The sequence below is a fragment of the Methylobacterium sp. WL120 genome, assembly GCF_008039465.1.
In the GTDB taxonomy this organism is placed as follows: domain Bacteria; phylum Pseudomonadota; class Alphaproteobacteria; order Rhizobiales; family Beijerinckiaceae; genus Methylobacterium; species Methylobacterium cerastii.
Genome location: NZ_VRUT01000041.1, coordinates 1 through 24,694 on the forward strand (window position 1 = coordinate 1; position 24,694 = coordinate 24,694).

The window sequence follows — 24,694 nt, forward strand, 5'->3', positions numbered from 1 at the left end:
ACGTCGGCCGGGGGCGCGGGGGCGAGCAGGCGGTCGAACAGCGAGCGGGCGCGAACGGGCTTGATCAGGTAGGTGTCGAAGCCGGCCGCACCCGGCGCGCCGAATTCGCGCCGGTCGAACGGCGAGAGCAGGACGAGGCTGCAGCGCACCCCGCAGGCCCGGGCCTGGTCGGCCAGCCGCCGAACCGCGTCGTCGCCGAGCGCCCGGTCGGCGATCACCGCGTCGAAGCCGACGCCGGCCAGCGCGTCGAGCCCGTCCTTGAGGTTGGGCATCACCACGGCCGCCGCGCCGGAGCGGGCGAGGTTGCGCGCCAGGAACGGCGCCTGGAACGGCGAGTCGGCGACGATCAGCACCTTGCGCGCCGCCAGCACCGGACGCGGCACGGGGGCGGGCTGGTCGTCGGCTTCCGGCAGCGGCAGCACCACGCGGAAGGTCGAGCCGCGGCCGAGCTTCGATTCCACCTCGATCCGGCCGCCCATCCGCAGGACGAGGCGGCGGGTGATGGCCAGCCCGAGGCCGGTGCCCTCGTGGCTGCGGCTGGCGCTGCCGTCGCCCTGCTCGAACTCCTCGAACAGCGAGCCGATGCGGTCCTCGGCGATGCCCGGCCCGGTGTCGGCGACCGTGAGCAGGATCGCGCCGTCGGCTCGCGCCACGCCGACGCCGACGCCGACGCCGCCGGATTGGGTGAACTTCACCGCGTTGCCGACGAGGTTGACCAGGATCTGCCGCACCCGGTCGCCGTCGCCGACCACCAGGGCCGGCACGTCCTCGGCCACGTCGAGGGCGATCTCGATGCCCTTGTCCTGCGCGCGCGGCGCCAGCAGCTCGACCACGGACTCGGCGGTGGTCGCGACGTCGAACGGTTCGGCGGCGATATCGATGCGGCCCGCCTCGATGCGCGAGAAATCGAGGATGCCGTCGATCAGCGAAAGCAGCGCCTGCCCGCTGGTGCGGACCGCCTGGACGTAGGTGCGCTGCTCGGCGTCGAGGCCCGTATCGAGGACGAGCTCGGCCATGCCGAGGATGCCGTTGAGCGGCGTGCGGAACTCGTGGCTGACCGTGGCGAGGAAGCGCGACTTAGCGACGCTCGCGGATTCGGCGCGCGAGAGCGCCACGTCGAGGGCACGCGCCGACTCGACGCGCCCAGTCACGTCGCGGCCGGCGCGCAGCCATTGGATCGGCTCGCTCCCGCGGGCGATCGGCACCTCGACGAAGGCGAACCAGCGCGGCACGCCGTCGGGCGGCATCACCCGCACCTCGCTCCGGCGCACCCCGTCCGGGCCTGTCTCGGCGCCGGCAGCCTCGAGCACCTGGAGGTCGAGGGTCGCGCCGATCATCGCGAGCGGCGTCCGGTCGAAGAGCGCGGCGTAGCCTTCGTTGGCGAAGGTGATGCGCCCGGCCGCGTCGCGCTGGACGATCACGTCGGTGGTCGCCTCGACCAGGGCGCGGTAGCGGTCCTCGCTCTCGGAGACCTGCCAGATCCGGTCGTGAAGATGCTCGGTGTCGTCCTGGGCGCCCGCCCGCCCACGGCGCGCCCAGGCGAAGGCGACGCTTCCCACGGTGACGAGGAGCGCGAGCGCGACGACGAGGTCCCTGGGGTCCATGCGGATCTCCCCCGGCGTGACGCACCCGGGCAGGGTAGACCATCGCAGGCGAGGCTGAACGATCGGTTGGGAAAGGCGCTTAATCGGAGGTTGCGACGCGCACGCCTCCCGATGGCGCGTTCCCTCGCCGCAAGCGGTCACCCGCCGCGGGTCACCAACTCTGCGGAAAATCCGCGCCCAGGCTGGTCTCGCGCCAGGCTTCGATCTCGGCGAGCCGCGCCTTCAGCTTCGCGGTGACCGCGTCGTAGCCCCAGGCGCCGAGGACGAGGTGGCGCGGGGGATTGTCGATCTCCGCGACGCGGATCATCGCCTCCGCCGCGCGGACCGGGTCGCCGGCCTGGGTGCCGCTCTTCTCCGAGGTGGCGGTCAGCCGCGCGCCTGCGGTCTCGGCGTAGTCGGGGATCGTGCTCGGGGTCTGCTTCAGCGAGCGTCCGGCCCAGTCGGTGCGGAACGGACCGGGTTCGATGCAGGTGACCTTGATGCCGAGGGGCGCGGTCTCGGCGGCGAGCGCGTCCGACCAGCCCTCGACCGCATGCTTGCTCGCCGAATAATAGCCCGAGGCGGGAAAGCCGATGAAGCCTGCCACCGAGGTGACGTTGAGGATGCGGCCGCCGCGTTGCGCCCGCATGCCGGACAGCACCGCGCGGGTCAGCGCGAACAGGCCGAACACGTTGGCGTCGAACTGCGCGCGAATCTCGGCCTCGACGCCCTCCTCGACCGAGGCCTGGTAGCCGTAGCCGGCATTGTTCACGAGCACGTCGACGCGGCCGAACGCGGCGTGGGCCGCCGCGACCGCGGCTTCGACCTGGGCTTGGTCGGTCACGTCGAGGGCGAGCGCCAGGGCGCGGTCGCCGGCGGCCTCGGCGAGGTCCGCGACGCGGCCGACGTCGCGGGCCGTCACCACCGCGCTCCAGCCGCGGGCGAGCACGGCGCGGGCGAGGTCGCGGCCGAAGCCGGTGGAGCAGCCGGTGATGAACCAGACGGGGGTGGTCGCGGAGGCCATGCGGATCGTCCCGTGCGCCCCGGCGGCCGGGGCGATGCGTGAGGGAAACGCGCATCCGGCCCAGGGCCGGGACGCGCGGCGTCCTCACGGAGATAGGACGCAGCGACGCCCCGGCGACGGGCTGGGCCGTCGCCGGGGCGGGGATCGTGCTGGGCTGCGCTGCGGCAGGCCCGTCGAGATCACTGGACGGCGTAGCGGGCGTGGCCCTCGATGGTGCCGGCATGGTGCTGCACCGGCACCTGGGCCTGGCCGACGAAGTAGGCCTCGACCATCTCGCGCACGACCTCGGCGAGGTCGTCGGCGCGGGCGAGGTCGAGCTGCAGGTCGCTGCCGACCGACCGGCCGAGGCTCGCCGCGCAATGGGTCTTGGCCACGAGCTTCTCGGCGTAGAGCTGGCCGATGCCGGAGACCGAGATCAGGTTGCGGCCGCCGAGCTCCGGGCCGTACTTGATGACGATGCGCTGCTCGGGCTGCGAGGTGCCGCTGAGGACCGCGCGCAGGGTGACGAAGTCCTCCTTGTCGATCGCGCAGTCGAGGCCGGCGATGCGGCCGTGGACGTTGTCGCGCTCGTCCAGCACCTCGGACATCAGGGTCAGGACGCCGAGCACCGGCTGCAGCGCGCGCACGCCCTCGGCGAGCAGCCGGCTGCGGAAGCCGTTCTCGCGCGCCTCGGAGGCTTCGAGGCTGGCATGGAAGCGATTCTTGATCTCTGACGGGTTGGTCATGGCGTGTCCTCGGATTCGACTGTCGATCTTTGGCGACCGTGATTCGAGACCTAGGGGTTTTCTTGATTTGCCACAATAGTGTGCAAAGTATTCCCGCCTGCCTGCACAATGGGCGGCTGGCGCGTGGATGATCATGCCTCTTTCCGGTGCAGACGCTCTGCCCGTCCTCGCGCGCACGAGGACGGGTCGTGAAACCGCTTCCGCTTCACGGGCCGGCGCCGATGGTGTAGGCGCGGCATCGATCCTTCGCCGCGCTCCCCTTCGCGACGCGCGGCACACGTCTCGATACCAGGAACGGACAGGCACCATGGCCGCCCGCATCGACGCCACCTTCGCCCGCTGCCGCGCGGAAGGCCGCGCCGCCCTCGTGACCTACGTGATGGCGGGCGACCCCGACCCCGAAACCTCGCTGAAGGTGCTGCAGGCGTTGCCGGCGTCGGGCGCCGACATCGTCGAGTTCGGCCTGCCCTTCACCGACCCGATGGCCGACGGCCCGGCGATCCAGGCGGCGGGCCTGCGGGCGCTGAAGGCCGGCCAGGGCGTCGCGAAGACGCTCGACCTCGTGCGCCGGTTCCGTGCGGGCAACGCCGACACGCCGGTGATCCTGATGGGCTACTTCAACCCGATCCACACCTACGGCGTCGAACGCTTCCTCGACGACGCGTCGGCGGCCGGCATCGACGGGCTGATCGTGGTCGACCTGCCGCCCGAGGAGGACGACGAGCTCTGCCTCCCGGCGCTGGCCAAGGGCCTCGCCTTCATCCGGCTGGCGACGCCGACCACCGACGAGCGGCGCCTGCCGGCCGTCCTCGCGAACACCGCCGGCTTCGTCTACTACGTCTCGATCAACGGCATCACCGGCACGGCGACGCCGGATTTCGGCGCCGTCGGCACCGCGGTCGGTCGCATCCGCCGCCACACGGCGCTGCCGGTGGTGGTGGGTTTCGGCGTGAAGACGGGCGCGCACGCCGCGGCGATCGCCAAGGGCGCGGACGGCGTCGTCGTCGGCTCGGCGCTGGTCGACGCGCTGCACCGGACGCTGGACGGCGCGGGCGCGGCCACCGGCGGCAGCGTCGAGGCGGTCTCGGCGCTGGTGCGCGAGCTCGCGGCCGGGGTGCGCTCGGCCTCCGCCCGCGCCGCCTGACGCGGGCGGCGCTGGTCAAACGGGGCGACGGCCCCGATATGCAGGGCTCACGCTGAGCAAGGCCGATCGACGATCTCGGTCTGATCGAACCGGACGGGCGCTACATGATGGTCGAACCGATGAACTGGATCTCGGAGGTCGTGCGCCCCAAGATCAAGACCCTGTTCAAGCGCGAGACGCCCGAGAACCTTTGGGTGAAATGCCCGGATACCGGGCAGATGGTGTTCCACAAGGAGGTGGAGGGGAACCACTGGGTCATCCCCGGCTCCGAGCACCACCTGAAGATGAGCGCCAGCGCGCGCCTGAAGATGATGTTCGACGAGGGCACCTGGATCGACGTGCCGCTGCCCGAGGTCGCCGTCGACCCGCTCAAGTTCCGCGACGAGAAGCGCTACGCCGACCGCCTCAAGGAGGCGCGCACCAAGACCGGCATGCAGGACGCGTTCAAGGTCGGGTTCGGCCGGGTCGGCGGGCAGCCGATGACGCTGGCCTGCCAGGATTTCGCGTTCATGGGCGGGTCGCTCGGGATGGCGGCCGGCGAGGCCTTCATCCGCGGCGCCGAGACGGCCTTGGAGAAGCGCACGCCCTACGTGATGTTCGCGGCCTCCGGCGGCGCGCGGATGCAGGAGGGCATCCTCTCGCTGATGCAGATGCCGCGGACCACCGTGGCGATCCGGCGCCTGCGCGCGGCCCGCCTCCCCTACGTCGTCGTGCTCACCAACCCGACGACCGGCGGCGTCACCGCCTCCTACGCGATGCTCGGCGACGTGCACCTGGCCGAGCCCGGCGCGCTGATCTGCTTCGCCGGCCCGCGGGTGATCGAGCAGACGATCCGGGAGAAGCTGCCGGACGGCTTCCAGCGCGCCGAGTACCTGCTGGAGCACGGCATGCTCGACCAGGTCGTCCACCGCCACGCGCTGAAGGACACCATCGTTCGGATCTGCGGCCTCCTGATGAACGTCGGGCCGGCCTCGATGCCGGCGTCCGCGCCGTCCGCGCCGATCCTCGAACCCGCCTGACGCGGCGCGCGCCCATGGATTCCTCCGACGCGCTGATGGCGCGATTCCTGGCCCTGCATCCGCGCACGATCGACCTGTCGCTCGGCCGCATCCAGAGCCTGCTCGCCCGCCTGAACCATCCCGAGCGCCGGCTGCCGCCGGTGATCCACGTGGCCGGCACCAACGGCAAGGGCTCGACCATCGCCTTCATGCGGGCGATCCTCGAAGCCGGGGGCTTGGCCGCGCACGTCTACACCTCGCCCCACCTCGTGCGCTTCCACGAGCGGATCCGGCTGGGCGGCATCGGCGGCGGCCACTACGTGCCCGAGGACCGGCTCGCCGAGGCCTTCGCCCGCTGCGAGGCGGCCAACGCCGGCGACCCGATCACGGTGTTCGAGATCACCACCGCGGCCGCGCTCCTGCTGTTCTCCGAGGCGCCGGCCGACGTGCTGCTGCTCGAGGTGGGGCTGGGCGGCCGCGTCGACGCGACCAATGTGATCGACACGGTCGCCGCCGCCGTCGTCACGCCGATCGGCCGGGACCACGCCGAGTATCTCGGCGACACCGTCGAGCTGGTCGCCAACGAGAAGGCCGGCATCTTCAAGCGCGGCTGCCCGGCGGTGATCGCCGCGCAGGACTACGCCGAGGCCGACGCGGTCCTGTGCCGCCGCGCGGAAGCCGTGGGCGCAACGCCGGTCTGGGTCGGCAACCAGGACTTCTCGGTCCACGAAGAGAGTGGCCGCCTCGTCTACCAGGACGAGACCGACCTGTTCGACCTGCCGCGCCCGAAGCTCGTCGGCCGCCACCAGTTCACCAACGCCGCCACCGCCATCGCGGGCCTGCGGGCGGCGGGCTTCGGCGACATCGGCGTCGCCGCGGTGGAGGCGGGCCTGCGCAACGTCGACTGGCCCGGCCGGATGCAGCGTCTCGCCCGCGGCCGACTCGCGGCCCTGGTGCCGGCCGGCTCCGAGCTTTGGCTCGATGGCGGCCACAACATCGACGGCGGCCGCATCCTCGCCACCGCTCTCGCCGACCTCGGCGAGCGCAGCGACGTGCCGCTGGTGCTCGTGGTCGGCCTGCTCGGCACCAAGGACGCCGAGGGGTTCCTGCGCCACTTCGTCGGGCTGGCGCGCGCGCTGATCGCGGTGCCGATCGCCGGGCAGATGGCGGCGCGGCCGGCCGAGGAGGTCGCCGAGATCGCCCAGCAGGTCGGCCTGAGCGCGCGCGTCTCGCCGAGCATCGAGGCCGCCCTTACGGCGGTCGCCGACATCGCCTTCGAGCGGCCGCCGCGCATCCTGATCTGCGGCTCGCTCTACCTCGCCGGCGCCGTCCTGACCGCCAACGGCACGCCGCCGACCTGACGCCCGACGGGCCCGGCGGGGTGCGGGCTAGAGCCTGCCGCACGCGAGGTCCGGTCGGCCCGCCATTGCAGAGCTGCCGCATCTGTGGCGCCGATGTTACATCTTGGCTGTGGGAAATCCCGTATTCTCAGCATCGATCGGGCAACATGCTGGGGATCAAGAGAACATGAACAAGCTTCTGACGTCATTGGCCGCCTTCACGGCCCTCACCGCCGCCGCCTCGGCCGCCGACCTGCCGCGTCGCGCTCCGCCGCCGGTCTTCACGCCCGTCCCGGTGTTCACCTGGACCGGCTTCTACTTCGGTGTGAACGCCGGCTACGGCTTCAACGCCGGCAACACCACCGCCCCGACCGTCGTCGGCGTCTCGCCGGGTAACGCGATCTTCGCCGGCCCCGCCGTCGGCGGTGTGCCCGCTGGCAACCGCGCTGGCGTCCTCGCCTTCGGCAACAACAGCGGCAACGACGGCTTCACCGGCGGTGGCCAGGTTGGCTACAACTACCAGTTCACCCCGGGTTCGGGTGTCGTGATCGGCATCGAGGCCGACGCCCAGTACGTCGACTTCGGGCAGAACCGGAACCGCTTCTCGTCCGCCACGGTCGCCGGCGGCGGCATCCTGCCGGGCACCCTCGTGTTCAACCCGTCGGGCCTTTCCAGCCTCGACTACTTCGGCACCGTGCGCGGTCGCCTCGGCTACGCCTTCGACAAGGCCCTGTTCTACGCCACCGGCGGTTTCGCCTACGGCTCGGGCGGCGGTCGTGACTTCGGCCTGCCGAATCGTTCGACCGACTCGTTCCAGACCGGTTACGCGGTCGGCGGCGGCGTCGAGTACGCGCTCCCCACCGACTCGTTCCTGAACTTCTTCCGTTCGTCGGCCGTGACCCTCAAGGTCGAAGGCCTGTACGTGAACCTGAACCAGGGCAACCGCAACAACGGCATCTTCGCCGTCAACTCGGCCGGTACGCCGGTCGGCGTCGGCAGCCCGGGCGTCACGCTCGTGTCGGGCGGCAACGTCCGTCGCGACACCGAGTTCGCCGTCGTCCGCGCCGGCCTGAACTACAAGTTCGGCTCCTACTAGGATCCGACCTCCGACCCACGGGCCGTCCAGAGCCCGGGGTCGACTCGAACCATTCGAATTGGGTTTCGAAACGGAGAAAGCCCGGCCTCACGGCCGGGCTTTCTTTTTGCGCGTGAAGCGATGCGCACGAAAAAGCCCGCCTCCTCGAGGAGGCGGGCCTGTTCGGCCGCCGCGCGCGTCAGGCGCTCGCGGTTTGCGCGCTGATCCAGCGGGACAGGTCGCCCTTCGGCGCCGCGCCGACCTTCTGGTCGACCCGCTCGCCGTTCTTGAACAGCAGCAGCGTCGGGATCGAGCGGATCCCGTACTGTGAGGCGATGCCGGGATTCTCATCCACGTTCACCTTCGCGATCTTCACGCGGCCCTGCATGTCGGAGGCGATCTCCTCGAGCGCCGGACCGATCTGCCGGCAGGGACCGCACCACTCCGCCCAGAAATCCACGACCACGGGCTCGACGGACTTGAGGACGTCCTGCTCGAAGCTCGCGTCGGTCACTTTCACCGTCGCCATCGGAAAATACCCTTCTCGAAAGGCCGCCCGGGCGCCTGCAACAGGCAGCCCGCCGACCGGTGCCATGAGACTTGGCGACCGGGCGTCCTGCGGTCAAGGCGGCGGACGGGGCCGCATGCCGGCTGCCCACCCGGTTCATGACGAATCGCACACGAAGCGCCGTGCGACGGGGGCCGGGTCCCCGCGCGCTCGCTTTGGTGGAGGCCCTGCCCCATGTGAGTCGGAACGCCCGGGCGACGGTCCGTGTCCGCCGCCCGGGCGTTTGGACCCGATCCAGGAGGATTCTCGACGGTGATAGGATTTTTGCAGGTGCCGCGCTTCCGTTCCCTCACGCTCGCCACCGTGGCGGCGGTCGCGCTCGCACCGGTCGCATTCGGCGAGGAGAGCACCACCCCGCGGCCGTCGCGCATCGAGGGCGATGCCTTCAGCGTGCCCGCGGCCAAGACCGCCGGCGACGCGCCCGCCGAGACTGCCGCGCCGAACACCGCCTACAAGCCGCTGCTGCCGAACCAGACCCGCGCCCCGAAACCCGCCGAGGCCGTGAAGGTGGACGTCGCCACGGTGGCCAAGGGCCTCGCGAGCCCGTGGGCGATGGAGTTCCTGCCGGACGGCCGGATGATCGTCACCGAGAAGGCGGGCAAGATTCGAATTGTGGGCAAGGACGGTACCGTCGGCTCGGCCATCTCCGGCGTGCCGAAGGTCGACGCCCGCGGCCAGGGCGGCCTGCTCGATATCGTGCTCGGGCCGACCTTCGCCACCGACGGGCAGGTGTTCTTCAGCTTCAGCGAGCCCCGCGGCAAGGGCAACGGCACGACCGTGGCGAAGGCCAAGCTCCTCCAGGACGGCAAGGGCGGGGGCAGGCTCGACGACGTGAAGGTCGTGTTCCGGCAGATGCCGACCTACGACGGCGACAAGCACTTCGGCTCGCGCCTCGTCTTCGCGCCCGACGGCATGCTGTTCGTCACGGTGGGCGAGCGCTCCGACAAGGCGACGCGCGGGCAGGCGCAGGACCTGTCGAGCGGCCTCGGCAAGGTCTTCCGCATCGACGCCGAGGGCCAAGCCCCCAAGGACAACCCGTTCTACGGCAGCGACAAGGCCAAGCCCGAGATCTGGTCCTACGGCCACCGCAACGTCCAGGCCGCGGCCCTCGACGGGCAGGGCCGGCTCTGGACCGTGGAGCACGGCCCCCGCGGCGGCGACGAGCTGAACCGGCCGCGCCCCGGCCTCAACTACGGCTGGCCGGTGGCGACCTACGGCATCGAGTATTCCGGCGAGCCGCTCGGCGAGGGCGTGACCCAGGCCGCCGGCACGGTGCAGCCAGTCTACTACTGGGACCCGGTGATCGGCCCCTCCGGCATGGCGCTCTACACCGGCACGCTCTTCCCCGCCTGGAAGGACGACTTCCTCGTCGGCGGCCTCGTCAGCGAGGGGATCGTGGTGCTGAAGCGCGACGGCGACAAGGTCGTCACCGAGGAGCGCGTGCCCCTCGACGCCCGCATCCGCGACGTCCGCGTCGGACCGGACGGCGCGGTCTACGCCGTCACCGACGGCGCGGACGGCCGCATCCTGAAGCTGACCCCCAGGGCCGACGCCGGCTGATCGGGGCATCGCTTACCGAACGCACGCGACGCGTTCGGGCGCCCGTTGGTGTTCCTTCCACGTGCTGCCAGAGACCGTATTCACACAGCTCGCCGCGCATCCCGAGGGAGGCGCGGGTTCCCCTCTCCCCGCGGGCGGGGAGAGGCCCGGCTGCACCCCGTCGTGCAGCCGGGGAACGGCGGCGAAGCCGAAGCGACGGTGAGGGGGAGTATGCGGAAGAGCCTCCTCCGGCGTCGCCCCCTCACCGTCGGCCTCCGCCTCGCTTTGCCGACGACGAGGTCGGCAATGCCCTCTCCCCGCAGGCGGGGCGAGGGGATGCGCGCAGAGCGGATCGACAACAGCGGCGATGTGTGAATTCGGTAGGTTTGCCGGGAAGGGACAGCACCACAACTTCGCAGCAGCCGACGAACGTGCGTCGCTACCGCCGCCGCTCCCCATTCACGTAGATCGCCGCGCCAAGCATCATCGCGGCGAGGGTGAACCAGGTCAGCGCATAGACGAGGTGGTTGTTGTGGAAGGCCACCACCGTCAGGCCGCCGACGGGGAGGCCGCCCTCCGGCCCAGAATCCGCATCGATGAAGTACGGCGCCACGTCGGACAGCCCGCGGGCTGACGCAATCGCCGCGACGTCGCGCGAGTACCAGCGATTCTCGGGCGGCGCGTTGCTCCGGAGGAACGCGCCGCCGGGTTCGGTCAGCCGCAGCAACCCGGTGACCACGACCTCGCCCTCGGGCCGGCGCCAGCCAGCCGGGTCGCGGTGGTCGGACGGGACGAAGCCGCGGTTCACTAGGACCGTGAAGCCCTCGGAGACCAGCGGGGTCAGCACCCAGAACCCGCCGCCGAGCGCCGTCACAGCCTGGACCAGCGTCGTGGATTCGTGGCGGAAGCGGCCCGACACCCGCACGTGCCGGTATGCGTCGGACACCTCGGTGACCGAGGGCCAGGCTGCGGGCCCCGGGGCAGGCGTCGGCGCCGCGCTCACCCGCGCCTCGACGCGCGCAATGAGGTCGAGTTTCCAGGTCCGGCGCTCGACCTGCCAGATCCCGAGGGCGACGAGCCCCGCGACCGCCAGCGCGCTCGCAAGGTTGAACGCCGCCCGGCCGAGGCGGATCGTCCTCAGGGCTTGTGGTGCATCAGGTCGTGCGGGGAGGCCGGCATCATGTTGTTGTTCAGGTGATACATCACCCAGATCGAGCCGGTCAGCGTGATCACGACGAGGGTCAGCGTGAAGATCAGGGCGAGGATGGTCCATCCCCCTTCCGACTTCGTGTTCATATGCAGGAAGTAGATCATGTGGACCACGATCTGCACCACCGCGAAGGCCATGATGATCAAGGTGGTGTGCACGGCGTTGCCGAGCACGTCGCTCATCACCAGCCAGAACGGGATCGCGGTGAGGATCACCGAGAGCACGAAACCGGTCATGTAGCTGCGGAACGACCCGTGCGCGCCGGTCCCGGGACCATGCGCGTCGTGGCCGTGGCCGTGCGGCTCGGCGTGGGTGCCCGCCCCCGTCGCTAGACTCACTGCAGCACTCCCATCAGGTACACGAAGGTGAACACGCCGATCCAGACCACGTCGAGGAAGTGCCAGAACATCGACAGGCACATCAGCCGGCGCTTGTTCTCGACGATCAGCCCCTTCTGGGCGGTCTGCACCATCAGCACGATCAGCCAGACGATACCGAGCGACACGTGCAGGCCGTGGGTGCCGACGAGGGCGAAGAACGAGGACAGGAAGGCCGAGCGCTGCGGCGTCGCGCCCTCGTGGATCAGGTGGGCGAACTCGTAGAGCTCGATGCCGATGAAGCAAGCGCCGAACAGGCCGGTGATGGCCAGCCAGAGCTGCATCGTCTTGAGGTTGTCCTTCTCCATCTCCAGCATTGCGAAGCCGTAGGTGATGGAGGACAGGAGCAGCATCGAGGTGTTGAGCGCCACCAGCGGCAGCTCGAACAGGTCTCGCGGCGAAGGCCCGGCCGCGTAGTTGCGGCCGAGCACCCCGTAGGTGGCGAACAGCACCGCGAAGATGAGGCAATCGCTCATCAGGTACATCCAGAAGCCGAGCATGGTGCTCGACTCGTGGGCGTGGTCCTCCTCGAGGTAGAAGGCCGGTGCCTCGGCGCCCGGCGGGGCGGTGTCGGTGTGCATCATCGGCTCAGGCCCGCCCCGCTATCACGCTCGTACGCTGTCCTTCGGCCCGCACCACGTCGGCGGCGGGGATGTAGAAGTCGCGGTTGTAGTTGAAGGTGTGGATCACGGTGACCAGGAACATCGTCGCGAAGGTCGCCGCGGCGAGCCACCAGATGTACCAGATCATCGCGAACGAGAAGCCGATCGAGACCACGCCGAGGATCACGCCGGTGGCGGTGTTCTTCGGCATGTGGATCGCCCGGTAGCCCTCCACCGGCCGTGCGTAGCCGCGCTTCTTCATGTCGGACCACGCGTCGAGGTCGTGGATCACCGGGGTGAAGGCGAAGTTGTAGTCCGGCGGCGGCGAGGCGGTGGACCATTCGAGGGTCCGGCCGTTCCACGGGTCGCCGGTGAGGTCGCGCAGCGCCTCGCGGTTTCGGATCGAGACCACGAACTGCACGATCATCGACAGGATGCCGAGCAGGATCAGCACCGCGCCGAAGGCGGCGACGACGAACCAGATCTGAAGAGACGGGTCGTCGAAGTGGTTGGCGCGGCGCGTCACGCCCATCAGGCCGAGCACGTAGAGCGGCATGAAGGCGAAGTAGAAGCCCACCGTCCAGAACCAGAACGACATCTTCCCCCAGAACGGGTCGAGCTTGAACCCGAAGGCCTTCGGGAACCAGTAGGTCACGCCGGCGAACATCCCGAACAGCACGCCGCCGATGATCACGTTGTGGAAGTGCGCGATCAGGAACAGCGAGTTGTGCAGCACGAAGTCGGCCGGGGGCACGGCGAGCAGCACGCCGGTCATGCCGCCGATGGTGAAGGTGACCATGAAGCTCACGGTCCACATCATCGGCAGCTCGAACCGGATGCGGCCGCGATACATCGTGAACAGCCAGTTGAAGATCTTCGCACCCGTCGGGATCGAGATGATCATCGTCGTGATGCCGAAGAACGAGTTCACGTCGGCGCCCGAGCCCATCGTGAAGAAGTGGTGCAGCCAGACCAGGTACGACAGGATGGTGATGACCACCGTGGCGTAGACCATCGAGGCGTAGCCGAACAGGCGCTTGCCGGAGAAGGTCGAGGTGACCTCCGAGAAGATGCCGAAGGCCGGCAGGATGAGGATGTAGACCTCCGGGTGGCCCCAGATCCAGATGAGGTTGAAGTACATCATCGGGTTGCCGCCGAGGTCGTTCGTGAAGAAGTGCGTGCCGACGTAGCGGTCCATCGACAGCAGGGCGAGGACGGCGGTGAGGATCGGGAAGGCCGCCGTGATCAGCACGTTGGTGCAGAGCGAAGTCCAGACGAAGATCGGAAGCTTCATCATGGTCATGCCCGGCGCGCGCATCTTCACGATGGTCGCGATCAGGTTGATGCCCGACAGCAGCGTGCCGATGCCGGCGATCTGCAGCGCCCAGATGTAGTAGTCGACGCCGACGCCCGGGCTCATGTCCGCGCCCGAGAGCGGCGGGTAGGCGAGCCACCCGGTGCGGGCGAACTCGCCGACGAACAGCGAGGCCATGACCGTCATGGCGCCCGAGACCGTCATCCAGAACGAGAAGTTGTTGAGGAACGGGAAGGCCACGTCGCGGGCGCCGATCTGCAGCGGCACGACGTAGTTCATCAGGCCGGTGACGAACGGCATCGCCACGAAGAAGATCATGATCACGCCGTGCGCCGTGAAGATCTGGTCGTAGTGGTGCGGCGGCAGGTAGCCCTCGTTGGCGCCGAACGCCACCGCCTGCTGGGCGCGCATCATGAGCGCGTCGGTGAAGCCGCGGAGCAGCATCACGAAGGCCAGCACGATGTACATCACGCCGATCTTCTTGTGGTCGACCGAGGTCAGCCAGTCCCGCCACAGCGGGCCCCAGAAGCGGTAGTAGGTGATCGCGCCGAGGACGACGAGGCCGCCGAGCGCCACCATGGCGAAGGTCACCTGCAGAATCGGCTCGTGGTAGGGGATGTCTTCCAGGGAGAGCCGTCCGAAGACGAGCTTCTGGAGATCCGGATTGGAGAACATGGGTTCGATCCGTTGAGGGTGGTGCGGCGGCGAGGCGCCGGTCCTACTTGTTGTTGAGCTGCGACGGGGCGATCGAGTCCCGCTCCGGCGCCGGCATCTGGTTCTCGGGTTTCGTTCCGTTTTCGTGGACGTGCGGGTTGTTGCCGTCCGGCTTCATGCCCTGCGGCTGCTCCTGGCCGTGCGGGGTGCGGCCGGAGGCCGGGGCGGTGGAGCCCGGCGCCTCGTCGCCCTGCTCGATGTGGCGGTTGTCGTAGCGCAGGCGCTCGCGGTTCTCGGTGGAATCCTTGCCGGCGCCGCCCTTGGCGTCGATCGTCATCATCTCGCTCATGCACATTTTGCCCGGCACGGCGCACATGTTGAGGATCGTGTCGAACAGCCCGTCGGCGACGGACTTGTAGTACTTGACCGGCTCGGCCTCGCTCGGCTTCTCGAGCTTGAGGTAGTCCTCGCGGCTGAGCTCGCTTCCTTGCGCCTTCGCCTTGGCGATCCAGGCGTCGAAGCCGGCATCGTCGAGGCCGTGGAACTTGAACGTCATCCGCGAAAAGCCGGTGCCGCTGTAGTGCGAGGACAAGCCGGCATACTCACCCGGCTTGTTGATGACCGCGTGGAGCTGCGTCTGCATGCCAGGCATCGCGTAGATCATGCCGGCCAGCGCCGGGACGTAGAAGGCGTTCATCACCGAGGAGGCGGTGATCTTGAAGTCGATCGGCCGGTCGACGGGGGCGGCGAGCTCGTTGACGGTGGCGATCCCGTATTCGGGATAGAAGAACAGCCACTTCCAATCGAGCGCGACGACCTCGACGGTGAGCGGCTTCACGCCGGCCGCCACGGGACGGGTGGCGTCGATGCGCCGGAGCGCTCGGAACGGGTCGAGGGTATGGGTGCTGATCCAGGTGAGCGCGCCGAGCGCGATGATGATGAGAAGCGGCGCGGTCCAGATGACCACCTCGAGCTGGGTCGAGTGGTGCCAGTCCGGATCGTAGGGGGCGGACTCGTTGGTCGCCCGGTAGCGCCAGGCGAAGAGCAGGGTCAGCGCGATCACCGGAAGCACGATCAGCAGCATCAGCCCGACCGAGGCGAGGACGAGGTTGCGCTGCTGCAGGGCGACGTCGCCCGAGGGCTGCATCACCACGAGGTTGCAGCCGGCGAGCAGCCCGGAGAGCGAGACCGCGCAGATGCCGCGCAGAAGCCGGGCGGCGGTGCGGGCCGGAGGACGGGGACGTGAGGCGGAACGTGCCACGGTGATCAACTCGGTTTGCCTGGCCGGCGGGCCCGGGGGCCGTTCGGCGCGATCATGCATCGGGACGGGGTGAGGGACGACGCGGGCGTCCCGACTACATCTGCCGCATCTCGGAACGGTCGAGGGTCAGGGCAAGGAGCGATGCCGCCGCACCCGAGAGCAGGTAGAGGCCGACCATCCACAGCCCGTAGCGGGACGAGAGCCAGAGGACGACCAGCGGAGCGAAGCCTGCGCCGAACAGCCACGCCAGATCCGAGGTCAACGCCGCGCCGGTGTAGCGGTAGCGCGCGCCGAGGCGCGCCGTCACCGCGCCGGCGGTCTGCCCGTAGGCGAGGCCCATCAGCATGAAGCCGACCGTGACGTACATGGTCTGGCCGATGGCGCTGTCGCCGAACACCAGCGGCGCGACGATGCTGCCCAACGCGAAGGCGGCGATCAGGCCGGAGCTGAGCAGCAGCGCGTTGCGGCGGCCGATCTGGTCGGCGATCAGCCCGGAGGCCGCGACCGCGCCGGCGCAGACGATGGCGCCCGAGCATTGCACGATCAGGAACTCGCCGGGCGAGCGGTCGGTGAACAGGGTCAGCCAGCTGATCGGGAAGATCGTGACGAGGTGGAACAGCGCGAAGGCGGCGAGCGGCACGAAGGCGCCGATCCAAACGTCGAGGGCGTGATGGCGCACCACCTCGGACACCGGCACCGGCTCGAGCTTGCCCTTCTCCATCAGGCGGACGAACTCGTCGGTGGCGACCAGACGCAGGCGGGCGAACAGGGCCACGACGTTGATGGTGAAGGCGCAGTAGAACGGGAAGCGCCAGCCCCAATCGAGGAAGTCGGCGGAGTCGAGGTTCACGAGGAAGAACGAGAACAGGGCGCTGGCGACGATGAAGCCGAGCGGCGCGCCGAGCTGGGGAATCATCGCGAACCAGCCGCGGCGCTCGCGCGGGGCGTTCAGCGCCAGCAACGAGGCGAGGCCGTCCCAGGCGCCGCCGAGCGCGAGGCCCTGGAGGATGCGCAGGCCGGCGAGCAGCCAGATCGAGGCGTAGCCGATGCTGGCGTAGCTCGGCAGGAAGCTCACCGCCGCGGTGGCGCCGCCGAGCATGAACAGGGCGATCGTCAGCTTCACGCCGCGCCCGTGCCGCCGGTCGACGGCCATGAAGATCACCGAGCCGATCGGCCGGGCGACGAAGGCCAGCGCGAACACCGCGAAGGAGTACAGCGTCGCGGTGAGCGCATCCGGCTCGAACGAGAAGAACACCTTCGGGAACACCAGCACCGAGGCGATGCCGTAGACGAAGAAGTCGAAGTATTCCGAGGCCCGGCCGATCACGACGCCGGCGGCGATCTCGCCCGGGGCGACCTTGTGGTCGGTGGAGACCAGATGCGCGTCGCGCTCCAGGGGGGTGGAGTTTGCCAGGGCGGGCTCAGGAATCATGTCGGACAGCCGGCTTGCTCGATGAGGCGACGGTGACGCGGTGCGGCGATTCACGGGGCGTGCGTGCCACGGCCGGGGAGCGGTAAGTACCCGCTCAGGGCCGTCGGCGACACCGCCGCGTAGTCGCAGCGCCGATCAGAGGCTTTCGAGGCTGATAGCGCAAGCGTGCGCGACGGTCCCCCATGAATCCGGCATGTCCCTGCCGTTCCGAGCGCATGCCCCGGCGCGGGGAAATGCCGGGTGAAGTCGCGCGAGCGGACGTCTCAGTTCGCGTTTCGAGGAACGTCGACCGTGAGCATCGGCAGGAGGATCGAGCCGGCGGAGGCGTCCGCGAAGGGCGGGCGCAGGAAGCGGGGGCTCGCAGCAGGCGGGCTTGCCAGCAGGGCGAAGGCGGCGACGCTCAGGGCGAAGCCGAACGCCAGCAGCGACGTCTCGAGGCTGTGGTAGATTGCGTCCATCGCCCGAACTCCCACCGCGCATGCGGTGCGGAATGATCGCGCGGCCGGGTTAAGCGAGCGGTAACGTCCGCCCGCTCGCGAGGCGGCGCAAGGACCGGGCGGGGCGGGCCGCCCGTCCCGTCAGGCGCTGCCGGCGGCCTCCATCCGGGCGAGGTCGGGCGCGCGCGGCTGCAGAATGGCGGCGGCCAGATGCGCTTCGAGCACGATCAGGTCGCCGTCCGGGTCGGGCACCCAGCCGCAGGCGCAGGTCGTGCCCGCCCCGTGCGCCGCCGCGATCTGCCCGTAGAGCGCGCCGACGGTCCGCGAGGCGGCTTCGAGGGCGGCCATCACCGGCAGGCCCTGCCCGTCGAGGGCCTGCCAGAACGCGCGCGCCAGCGCCTGCTCGATCGCCGCCTGCCCGCGGGTCTCGTCGCAGCGGCAGCTTTGGGATTCCGGGATCATGCGCGGGCTCCGGTGCGGCGGACCCGCTGCGGCGCCGACGCGACGCGGTCGATCAGGTCCGGCAGGCGGTGCAGGCGCAGGCCGAGGCAGGAGCCGTCCCACCAAGCTACCGTCACGCAGGTATCGATCAGGTCCATCACCCGTCTCATTCCGGCCTCCAGCATCCGTGCATTCGCCGATGCCGCCGCCTGACTGCAGACGACCCGACACCGTCGAGAGACCGTGTAGCAGGGTCGCAAATCGATTATCAAGCGATCCATCAAATATTGTAAACGTTGTAATTCCAGTCTTCAGCCGTCGATCTCCAAGTTTATATTTGAAATCATTCCACAGTGGACGCCTGCCATCACGCTCCGACGGCCACGAGCACCGCGCCGGCGGCGATCAGCGCGACGCCGAGCCAGTTCAGCGGGCTCAGCGTCTCGCCGAGCAGGGTCGCGCCGAAGAGTGCGACCAGGACGACGCTGAGCTTGTCGATCGGCGCGACGCGGGCAGCGTCGCCGAGGGACAGGGCGCGGAAGTAGCAAAGCCACGAAGCACCGGTGGCGAGGCCCGACAAGACGAGGAAGACCGCGCTCCGCCCCGGGATCCGGGCCAAGTCGGCGGCCTGGCCGGTGACGACCACGATGGCCGCGGTGAGCGCCAGGATCACCACCGTGCGGACGAGGGTCGCGACATCCGAGGGCACGCCCGCGACGCCGACCTTGGCCAGGATCGCGGTAAGCGCGGCGAAGGCCGCCGAGAGCAGGGCCCAGAAGCGCCAAGACTGGATCGATGACTGGATCAGCGTCGCCATCACGAGGGCCGGCCCGTCAGAGGATCGCGCGCATCAGCAGCAGGCCGGCGAACAAGCCTGCGAGGCCGAGCGCCACCGAGCCGACGATGTAGACCGCCGCCGCGGCGGCCTCGCCCCGCTCCAGCAGGAGCACGGCTTCCAGGGTATACGAGGAGAAGGTGGTGAAGCCGCCGAGCACGCCGGTGGCGATGAACAACCGCAACGGCTGCCCGCCGCCGCGCAGGGCGAACCACCCGGTGAACAACCCCATCAGCACCGAGCCGACGACGTTGATCGCCATGGTGCCGTAGGGGAAATCCGAGCCGAGCCGCAGAGAGGCCGCGCTGACGCCGTAGCGCGCGACGCCGCCGAGGCCGGCGCCGAGGAAGACGAGGAGGAGGTTCATTCTGTTGGCGATCCCGGGCAGGCGTGCACCCGAGCGCTAACGTCTGGCACCGCGTCTGTCATCGGGCAGCCGGCATGCAAGAAGCCGGCAAGCACGACGAACGCCGCCGGCCCCATCACGGTCCGGCGGCGTGCAAGCGAGGTTCCAGGTTCAAATGCGCAAGTGTGGGGCGCTTTATGCCAGCACCTTGTCGATGGTGATCGGCAGGTGGCGGATGCGCTTTCCGGTGGCGTGGAACACCGCGTTGGCCACCGCCGCGGCGGTGCCGACGATGCCGATTTCGCCGAGGCCCTTCACCCCGAGCGGGTTGGCCTTGTCCTCCTCGTCCACGAAGATCACGTCGATGTCGTAGATGTCGGCGTTGGCCGGCACGTGATACTCGCCGAGGTTATGGTTCATGAACCGGCCGAGGCGGTGGTCCATCATCGATTCCTCGTGCAACGCCGAGCCGATGCCCATCACCACGCCGCCGAGGATCTGGCTGCGCGCGGTCTTGGGATTGAGGATCTTGCCGGCCGCCACCGCCGAGACGACGCGGGTGAGGCGGATCTGGCCGAGCTCCTCGTCGACTCGGACCTCCACGAAGACGGCCGAGTGGGTGTAGGCCTCGTACTGGCTGGCGAAATCCTTGTCGGGACCGGCGGATTCGGTCGCCTCCACTGTCTCGACGCCGGCGGCCTTCAGCACGTCGACCAGGGCGACGCTGCGGCTATCGTCGCCCGCCACCGCGATGCGCCCGTTCGCGAAGGCGACGCGGTCGAAATCGACGTTGGCGAGCGGCGAGCCCTCCATGGCGCGGGCGAGCTTGAACACCTGTTCGCCGACGTTGCGGCAGGCCTTCATCACCGCGGTGCCGGAGGAGGCCGCGGTCCACGAGCCGCCCGCGACCGGCGCCTCGGGGAGCCGCGTGTCACCGAGCTTGGTCGTCACGTCCTCCATCGGCAGGCCGAGGGTGTCGGCGGCGATCTGGGTGAGGATCGTGTAGGTGCCGGTGCCGATGTCGCCGGTGGAGTTGCCGACCTCGAGCTTGCCGTCCGCGCTCAGGATGGCGTGGGCGCTCGATTGCTGCATCATCGATTCCCACACGCCGGTGGCCATGCCCCAGCCGACGAGCTCGTGACCCTTGCGCATCGAGCGCGGCGCAGGCGTGCGCTTGGCCCAGCCGAAGCGTTCGGCGCCCTGCGTGAAGCAGGCCTTCAGCGCCTTCGAGCCGAACGGCTTGTCCTCGGAGGTCGCGTCGGCCTCGGAGAAGTTGCGCAGGCGCAATGCGATCGGGTCGAGGCCGGCCTCGTGCGCCAGCTCGTCCATCGCGGTCTCGATGGCGAAGACGCCGGTGACCGCGCCGGGCGCACGCATGTCGCCGGGCGAGGCCGTGTCGAGCTGGGCGATCTTGTACGTCAGCGCGACGTTGTCACACTTGTAGAGCACGCCCGACCAGTTGACGACGACCTCCTGGTAATCCTCGTAATGCGAGGTCACGCCGATCGCGTCGTGGCGCAGCGCCTGCAGCTGCCCGTCCTCGCCTGAGCCGAGCGACACGGTCTGGATCGCGTCTGGGCGGTAGGTGAACGACCACATCTGGTCGCGGGTCAGGACCACGCGCACCGAGCGCTCCAGGTCGCGGGCGGCCAGCATCGCCAGGAAGAGCTGGTATTGCGGGCGCAGGCCCGAGCCGAAGCCGCCGCCGAGATACGGGTTGAGAACCCGCACGTCGTCCTTCTTCAGGCCGAACACCGCCGCGAGGTAGTTGTGGCTGTTCGAGACGCCCTGGACCTTGTCGTAGACCGTGTACTTGCCGTCGCCCTCGTAGACGACGGTGGAGGCGTGGGGCTCCATCGGGTTGTGGTGCTCGACCGCGAGCCGGTACTCGTTCTGCAGCTTGATCGGCGCGGCGTCGTAGGCGGCGTCGGCGTCGCCCCAGGGCTTGGGCGGCGGCTTGATGCCGGCGCGCTTCTTCGGCGGGTCGTAGGCGAAGGCGCGGACGGCGTCGGCGGAGGTCTTGGGCTCCTCGGCCTCGTAGGCGACGATCACCAGGGTAGCCGCGTGCCGTGCGGTCTCGAAATCCTCGGCTACGACGAGGGCGACCGGCTGGCCGCTGAAGGCGATCTTGTCGTCGTAGAGCGCGCGGAACGGCGAGCCGGGGGGCGCCACCGCGTCCTGGTAATTGTAGTCGAGCCAGGCGGTGCGCGAGCGGTTCTCGTGCGTGAGCACCTTGATGACGCCGGGCACGGCTTCGGCGGCGGCGGTGTCGATCGCGCTGATGCGGCCGCGCGCGATCGCGCTCGACACCACGTAGCCGTGGGCGAGGTCGGCGGCGGTGAATTCGCCGGCGTACTTGGCCAGGCCCGTCACCTTGGCCGGTCCATCGACGCGGCTGCGGGGGGTGCCGACGAAGCTGTCGTGACCGGTGGAGCTGAAGGTCTGTGTCATGCGGCGATCCTTACTGGATGCGCTTGTCGGCGAGCGACTGCGGCGTGCCGGCGGCGGCCTGGGACAGGCCTCGCACGATCGCACGCCGCGCAAGCTCGACCTTGAACGCGTTCTCGGATTGGGGGCGGGCCTCGGCGACGACGAAGTCGGCGGCGGCCTGGAAGGTCTCGCGGGTGGCCGGCTTGCCGACGAGCAGCGCCTCGGCCTGCCGGTTGCGCCACGGCTTGTGCGCCACGCCGCCGAGCGCGAGGCGGGCGATCTTCACCGTGTCGCCGTCGAGTTCGAGCGCCGCCGCCACGGAGACGAGGGCGAAGGCGTAGGACAGCCGGTCGCGCAGCTTCAGGTAGGTGTAGTTCTTCGAGAGGTCCGCGGCGGGAAGGTCGACGGAGAGGACGATCTCGCCCGGCTTCAGAGTGTTGTCCTTGGCCGGGTCGTCGCCGGGCAGCCGGTGGAAGTCCGCGAACGCGATGCTGCGGTCGCCCTCCGGCCCCGTCACCTGCACCACCGCCTCCAGCGCCGCGAGCGCGACGCACATGTCGGACGGGTGGGTGGCGATGCAGGATTCGCTCGCCCCGAAGATCGCGTGGATGCGGGTCACGCCGCCGATCGCGGCGCAGCCGCTACCAGGCTCGCGCTTGTTGCAGGGGGTGGCCGTGTCGTAGAAATAGTAGCAGCGGGTGCGCTGGTTGAGGTTGCCGCCGGTGGTCGCAGCGTTGCGCAGCTGGCCCGAGGCCCCAGCCAGGATCGCGTCCGCCAGCAGCGGGTAGCGGCTCCTGACGCGGGCGTCGTAGGCGAGGTTCGCGTTCGTCACGAGAGCGCCGACCCGCAGCCCGCCGTCGTGCTCGGCGATGCCGCCGAGCGGCAGGCGAGTGATGTCGATCAGGCGGCCGGGGCGCGTCACGTCGTACTTCATCAGGTCGACGAGGTTGGTGCCGCCGGCGATGAACTGCGCGCCGGGTGCGCCGGCGAAGGCCTGCACGGCCTCCGCCACGGTGCCGGCGCGAACGTAATCGAAGCGGTTCATCGGGCGGCTCCCAAGTCTTGAGCTGCACCGTCCTGCGCCATCACATCCTCGATCGCGTCGACGATGTTGGTGTAGGCGCCGCAGCGACAGATGTTTCCGCTCATCGCCTCGCGGATCTCGTCGCGCGAATGCGCGTGACCCTCGTTCATCATGCCGACCGACGAGCAGAGCTGGCCCGGCGTGCAGTAGCCACACTGGAAGGCGTCGTGCTCGACGAAGGCCGCCTGGATCGGGTGCAGGCCGTTGGTGCCGGCGCCGCCGTTCGACAGGCCGGCTAGGCCCTCGACGGTGGTGACCTCGGCGCCGTCCTTCATCACCGCCAGGGCGAGGCAGGAATTCACGCGGACGCCGTCCACCAGCACCGTGCAGGCGCCGCACTGGCCGTGGTCGCAGCCCTTCTTGGTGCCGGTGAGGTCGAGGGTCTCGCGCAGCAGGTCGAGCAGGGTGGTCCAGGGAGCGACCTGGAGTTCGCGGTGCTGCCCGTTGATGGTCAGGCTGATGCCGACCCGGGTGTCCGCGGCGACCGGCGAACCGCTTTCGATGAGCATGAGGCGTTCCAAGAGAAAAGGTTTTTCGCGAAAGGGCGAACAGGTCGGAGCGAACACGGCGCGCAAGGCGTGCATCCGGCCTCGCCGCACGGATCGTCCGTTGCACTCGATAACGGTTCCAATCTGCCGCCGTTCCAATCCGTAGTCGTCGCCGCGTCGGGCGTCGCGTTGCGGGCGAAGCGGTTTCCGTTTGCGCACGCCTCGGCTAACCCTGGGCCGGACCGCCGAACCGCCTCAGGAGCCCCGATGGCCGCCCTCGATTCCGTCCTCAACGACATCGACAAGGATCTCGACAACGCCCTGGAGCGCCTGTTCGCCTTCCTCAGGATTCCCTCGATCTCGACCGATCAGGCCTATGCCCCCCATTGCCGCGAGGCGGCGGCCTGGCTCGCCGCGGACCTGACGGCGCTCGGGTTCGAGACCTCGGTGGAGGAGACCTCGCTCCACCCCGTCGTGCTGGCGCATAAGCCGAAGCCCGGGGCGCCGCACGTGCTGTTCTACGGGCATTACGACGTGCAGCCGGTGGACCCGCTGGACCTGTGGGAGACGCCGCCGTTCGAGCCGCGGATCGCCACCGACGCGAAGGGCGAGAAGACAATCGTCGCCCGCGGCGCTTCCGACGACAAGGGCCAGGTGATGACCTTCGTCGAGGCCTGCCGGGCGCATCTCGCGATGAACGCCGAGCTACCTTGCGCGGTCACGATCCTGATCGAGGGCGCCGAGGAGAACGGCTCGCAGGGGCTGCCGGAATGGGTGGCGCGGAACAAGGATCGGCTCGCCGCCGACGTCGTGCTGGTGTGCGACACGTCGATGTGGAACCCGACGACGCCGGCGATCACCTCGTCCCTGCGCGGGCTCGCCTATTTCGAGGTCGAGGTGACCTGCGCCGACCGCGACCTGCATTCGGGCTTCTTCGGCGGCGCCGCGCGCAACCCGATCCACGTGCTGTCGCGCATCCTCGCCGACCTGCACGACGATGACGGAAAGGTGACGCTGCCTGGCTTCTACGACGGCGTGCGCGAGCGGCCGCCCGAGGTGCTGGAGCAGTGGCGCGGCCTCGACTTCACGCCCGAAACGTTCCTCGGCCCCATCGGCCTGTCGGAGCCGGCCGGCGAGCGCGGGCGTCTGCTGATCGAATTGGTGCAGTCGCGGCCGGCTTGCGACGTCAACGGCATCATCGGCGGCTATACCGGCGAGGGCACCAAGACGGTGATCGCGGGCAAGGCCAGCGCCAAGGTCTCGTTCCGCCTCGTGGACGACCAGGACCCGCAGAAGCTCGCCGAGACCTTCGAGGCCTTCGTGCGCGCACGCATCCCCGCCGACTGCTCGGTGAACGTGATCTGCTACAAGGGCTCGCGCGCCATCAGCCTGCCCTTCGACATGCCGGAGCTGGAGACCGCCCGCGCCGCGCTCCAGGACGAGTGGGGCGTGCCCGCGGTGACGGTGGGCGCGGGCGGCTCGATCCCGATCGTCGGCGACTTCAAGCGCCTCCTCGACCGCAACACCCTGCTGATCGGCTTCGGACTCGACGACGACCGCATCCACTCGCCGAACGAGAAGTACGACCTGCGGAGCTTCCACAAGGGCACGCGCTCGTGGGCGCGCATCCTGTCGGCTTTGGGGGCACGGCGGGGGCACTGAGCGGCGGCTTTCCCTCCCCCTTCCGCTGGGGCAGGCGGTGCGGTGCGAGACGGCTCGCGGGAACCGAGGCGTGCTTCTGCGCCTTCCCTGACCGCGCGACGGCAACCCGGCCGGTCGCCCGTCC

The 24,694-nt window shown here is 69.7% G+C and carries 24 protein-coding genes; 6 read left to right on the forward strand and 18 right to left on the reverse strand.

Annotated features, from left to right (window positions below; all coding sequences use genetic code 11):
• The 3 genes from FV229_RS10090 to FV229_RS10100 all read right to left on the reverse strand — a co-directional run.
• A partial coding sequence (locus FV229_RS10090; RefSeq protein WP_147751838.1) for an ATP-binding protein occupies nt 1-1,604 on the reverse strand: 1,604 nt, incomplete at its 3' end.
• Between the two features lie 151 nt (nt 1,605-1,755).
• Entirely contained in the window at nt 1,756-2,607 is an 852-nt protein-coding gene (locus FV229_RS10095; protein ID WP_147751839.1) for an oxidoreductase, read from the reverse strand.
• 179 nt (nt 2,608-2,786) lie between these two features.
• Nucleotides 2,787-3,332 carry a hypothetical protein gene (locus tag FV229_RS10100; RefSeq protein ID WP_147751840.1) on the reverse strand — a complete coding sequence of 182 codons (546 nt, stop codon included), beginning with the start codon at nt 3,330-3,332 and terminating at the stop codon, nt 2,787-2,789.
• A gap of 307 nt (nt 3,333-3,639) precedes the next feature.
• Between FV229_RS10100 and trpA the strand changes: the two genes are divergently transcribed.
• From trpA to FV229_RS10120, 4 genes are all read left to right on the forward strand, one after another.
• Nucleotides 3,640-4,476: a tryptophan synthase subunit alpha gene (gene trpA, locus FV229_RS10105; RefSeq protein ID WP_147751841.1), complete on the forward strand. Its 837-nt coding sequence runs from the start codon at nt 3,640-3,642 to the stop codon at nt 4,474-4,476.
• Nucleotides 4,477-4,583: 107 nt separating this feature from the next.
• Nucleotides 4,584-5,495, forward strand: a complete 912-nt coding sequence (gene accD / locus FV229_RS10110) for an acetyl-CoA carboxylase, carboxyltransferase subunit beta (protein WP_147751864.1) — start codon at nt 4,584-4,586, stop codon at nt 5,493-5,495.
• Between the two features lie 14 nt (nt 5,496-5,509).
• The gene (locus FV229_RS10115) at nt 5,510-6,835 is read left to right on the forward strand and encodes a folylpolyglutamate synthase/dihydrofolate synthase family protein (RefSeq protein WP_147751842.1); all 1,326 of its coding nucleotides are present in this window, start codon (nt 5,510-5,512) and stop codon (nt 6,833-6,835) included.
• A 166-nt stretch (nt 6,836-7,001) separates the two neighbouring features.
• Nucleotides 7,002-7,910: a porin family protein gene (locus FV229_RS10120; protein ID WP_147751843.1), complete on the forward strand. Its 909-nt coding sequence runs from the start codon at nt 7,002-7,004 to the stop codon at nt 7,908-7,910.
• Nucleotides 7,911-8,088: 178 nt separating this feature from the next.
• On the opposite strand, the gene trxA is transcribed toward FV229_RS10120, so the two are convergent.
• On the reverse strand, nt 8,089-8,418 hold the full coding sequence (gene trxA, locus FV229_RS10125) for a thioredoxin (protein ID WP_147751865.1): 330 nt from the start codon (nt 8,416-8,418) through the stop codon (nt 8,089-8,091).
• Between the two features lie 309 nt (nt 8,419-8,727).
• Here trxA and FV229_RS10130 point away from each other — a divergent pair, with 309 nt between their 5' ends.
• Entirely contained in the window at nt 8,728-10,017 is a 1,290-nt protein-coding gene (locus FV229_RS10130) for a PQQ-dependent sugar dehydrogenase (protein ID WP_147751844.1), read from the forward strand.
• Nucleotides 10,018-10,435: 418 nt separating this feature from the next.
• On the opposite strand, the gene FV229_RS10135 is transcribed toward FV229_RS10130, so the two are convergent.
• The 14 genes from FV229_RS10135 to FV229_RS10195 form a co-directional block, all read right to left on the reverse strand.
• Nucleotides 10,436-11,128 carry an SURF1 family protein gene (locus FV229_RS10135; RefSeq protein ID WP_246688131.1) on the reverse strand — a complete coding sequence of 231 codons (693 nt, stop codon included), beginning with the start codon at nt 11,126-11,128 and terminating at the stop codon, nt 10,436-10,438.
• A gap of 5 nt (nt 11,129-11,133) precedes the next feature.
• Entirely contained in the window at nt 11,134-11,544 is a 411-nt protein-coding gene (cyoD, locus tag FV229_RS10140) for a cytochrome o ubiquinol oxidase subunit IV (protein ID WP_147751845.1), read from the reverse strand.
• A complete protein-coding gene (gene cyoC / locus FV229_RS10145) occupies nt 11,541-12,167 on the reverse strand; it encodes a cytochrome o ubiquinol oxidase subunit III (RefSeq protein WP_147751846.1) in 627 nt (208 codons plus the stop codon). The genes cyoD and cyoC overlap by 4 nt, the downstream gene beginning before the upstream one ends.
• 4 nt (nt 12,168-12,171) lie before the next feature.
• Nucleotides 12,172-14,175 (reverse strand): cytochrome o ubiquinol oxidase subunit I, encoded by a 2,004-nt coding sequence (gene cyoB / locus FV229_RS10150; protein WP_147751847.1) that lies wholly within the window; start codon nt 14,173-14,175, stop codon nt 12,172-12,174.
• A 43-nt stretch (nt 14,176-14,218) separates the two neighbouring features.
• Entirely contained in the window at nt 14,219-15,361 is a 1,143-nt protein-coding gene (gene cyoA / locus FV229_RS10155) for a ubiquinol oxidase subunit II (protein WP_281406709.1), read from the reverse strand.
• A gap of 148 nt (nt 15,362-15,509) precedes the next feature.
• Nucleotides 15,510-16,847: an MFS transporter gene (locus FV229_RS10160; RefSeq protein WP_147751849.1), complete on the reverse strand. Its 1,338-nt coding sequence runs from the start codon at nt 16,845-16,847 to the stop codon at nt 15,510-15,512.
• Between the two features lie 263 nt (nt 16,848-17,110).
• Nucleotides 17,111-17,305 carry a hypothetical protein gene (locus FV229_RS10165; protein WP_147751850.1) on the reverse strand — a complete coding sequence of 65 codons (195 nt, stop codon included), beginning with the start codon at nt 17,303-17,305 and terminating at the stop codon, nt 17,111-17,113.
• 120 nt (nt 17,306-17,425) lie between these two features.
• On the reverse strand, nt 17,426-17,746 hold the full coding sequence (locus tag FV229_RS10170) for a hypothetical protein (protein ID WP_147751851.1): 321 nt from the start codon (nt 17,744-17,746) through the stop codon (nt 17,426-17,428).
• The gene (locus FV229_RS27345) at nt 17,743-17,883 is read right to left on the reverse strand and encodes a hypothetical protein (protein WP_187273716.1); all 141 of its coding nucleotides are present in this window, start codon (nt 17,881-17,883) and stop codon (nt 17,743-17,745) included. Before FV229_RS27345 ends, FV229_RS10170 begins: the two co-directional genes overlap by 4 nt.
• A gap of 209 nt (nt 17,884-18,092) precedes the next feature.
• On the reverse strand, nt 18,093-18,530 hold the full coding sequence (locus FV229_RS10175) for an EamA family transporter (protein WP_147751867.1): 438 nt from the start codon (nt 18,528-18,530) through the stop codon (nt 18,093-18,095).
• A 28-nt stretch (nt 18,531-18,558) separates the two neighbouring features.
• Nucleotides 18,559-18,927, reverse strand: a complete 369-nt coding sequence (gene crcB / locus FV229_RS10180) for a fluoride efflux transporter CrcB (RefSeq protein WP_147751852.1) — start codon at nt 18,925-18,927, stop codon at nt 18,559-18,561.
• 174 nt (nt 18,928-19,101) lie between these two features.
• The gene (locus FV229_RS10185; protein WP_147751853.1) at nt 19,102-21,357 is read right to left on the reverse strand and encodes a xanthine dehydrogenase family protein molybdopterin-binding subunit; all 2,256 of its coding nucleotides are present in this window, start codon (nt 21,355-21,357) and stop codon (nt 19,102-19,104) included.
• A gap of 10 nt (nt 21,358-21,367) precedes the next feature.
• The gene (locus tag FV229_RS10190; RefSeq protein ID WP_147751854.1) at nt 21,368-22,381 is read right to left on the reverse strand and encodes a xanthine dehydrogenase family protein subunit M; all 1,014 of its coding nucleotides are present in this window, start codon (nt 22,379-22,381) and stop codon (nt 21,368-21,370) included.
• The gene (locus tag FV229_RS10195) at nt 22,378-22,929 is read right to left on the reverse strand and encodes a (2Fe-2S)-binding protein (protein ID WP_147751855.1); all 552 of its coding nucleotides are present in this window, start codon (nt 22,927-22,929) and stop codon (nt 22,378-22,380) included. Before FV229_RS10195 ends, FV229_RS10190 begins: the two co-directional genes overlap by 4 nt.
• Before the next feature lie 246 nt (nt 22,930-23,175).
• Between FV229_RS10195 and FV229_RS10200 the strand changes: the two genes are divergently transcribed.
• A complete protein-coding gene (locus tag FV229_RS10200) occupies nt 23,176-24,570 on the forward strand; it encodes a dipeptidase (protein WP_147751856.1) in 1,395 nt (464 codons plus the stop codon).
• The last annotated feature ends 124 nt before the right edge of the window (nt 24,571-24,694 follow it).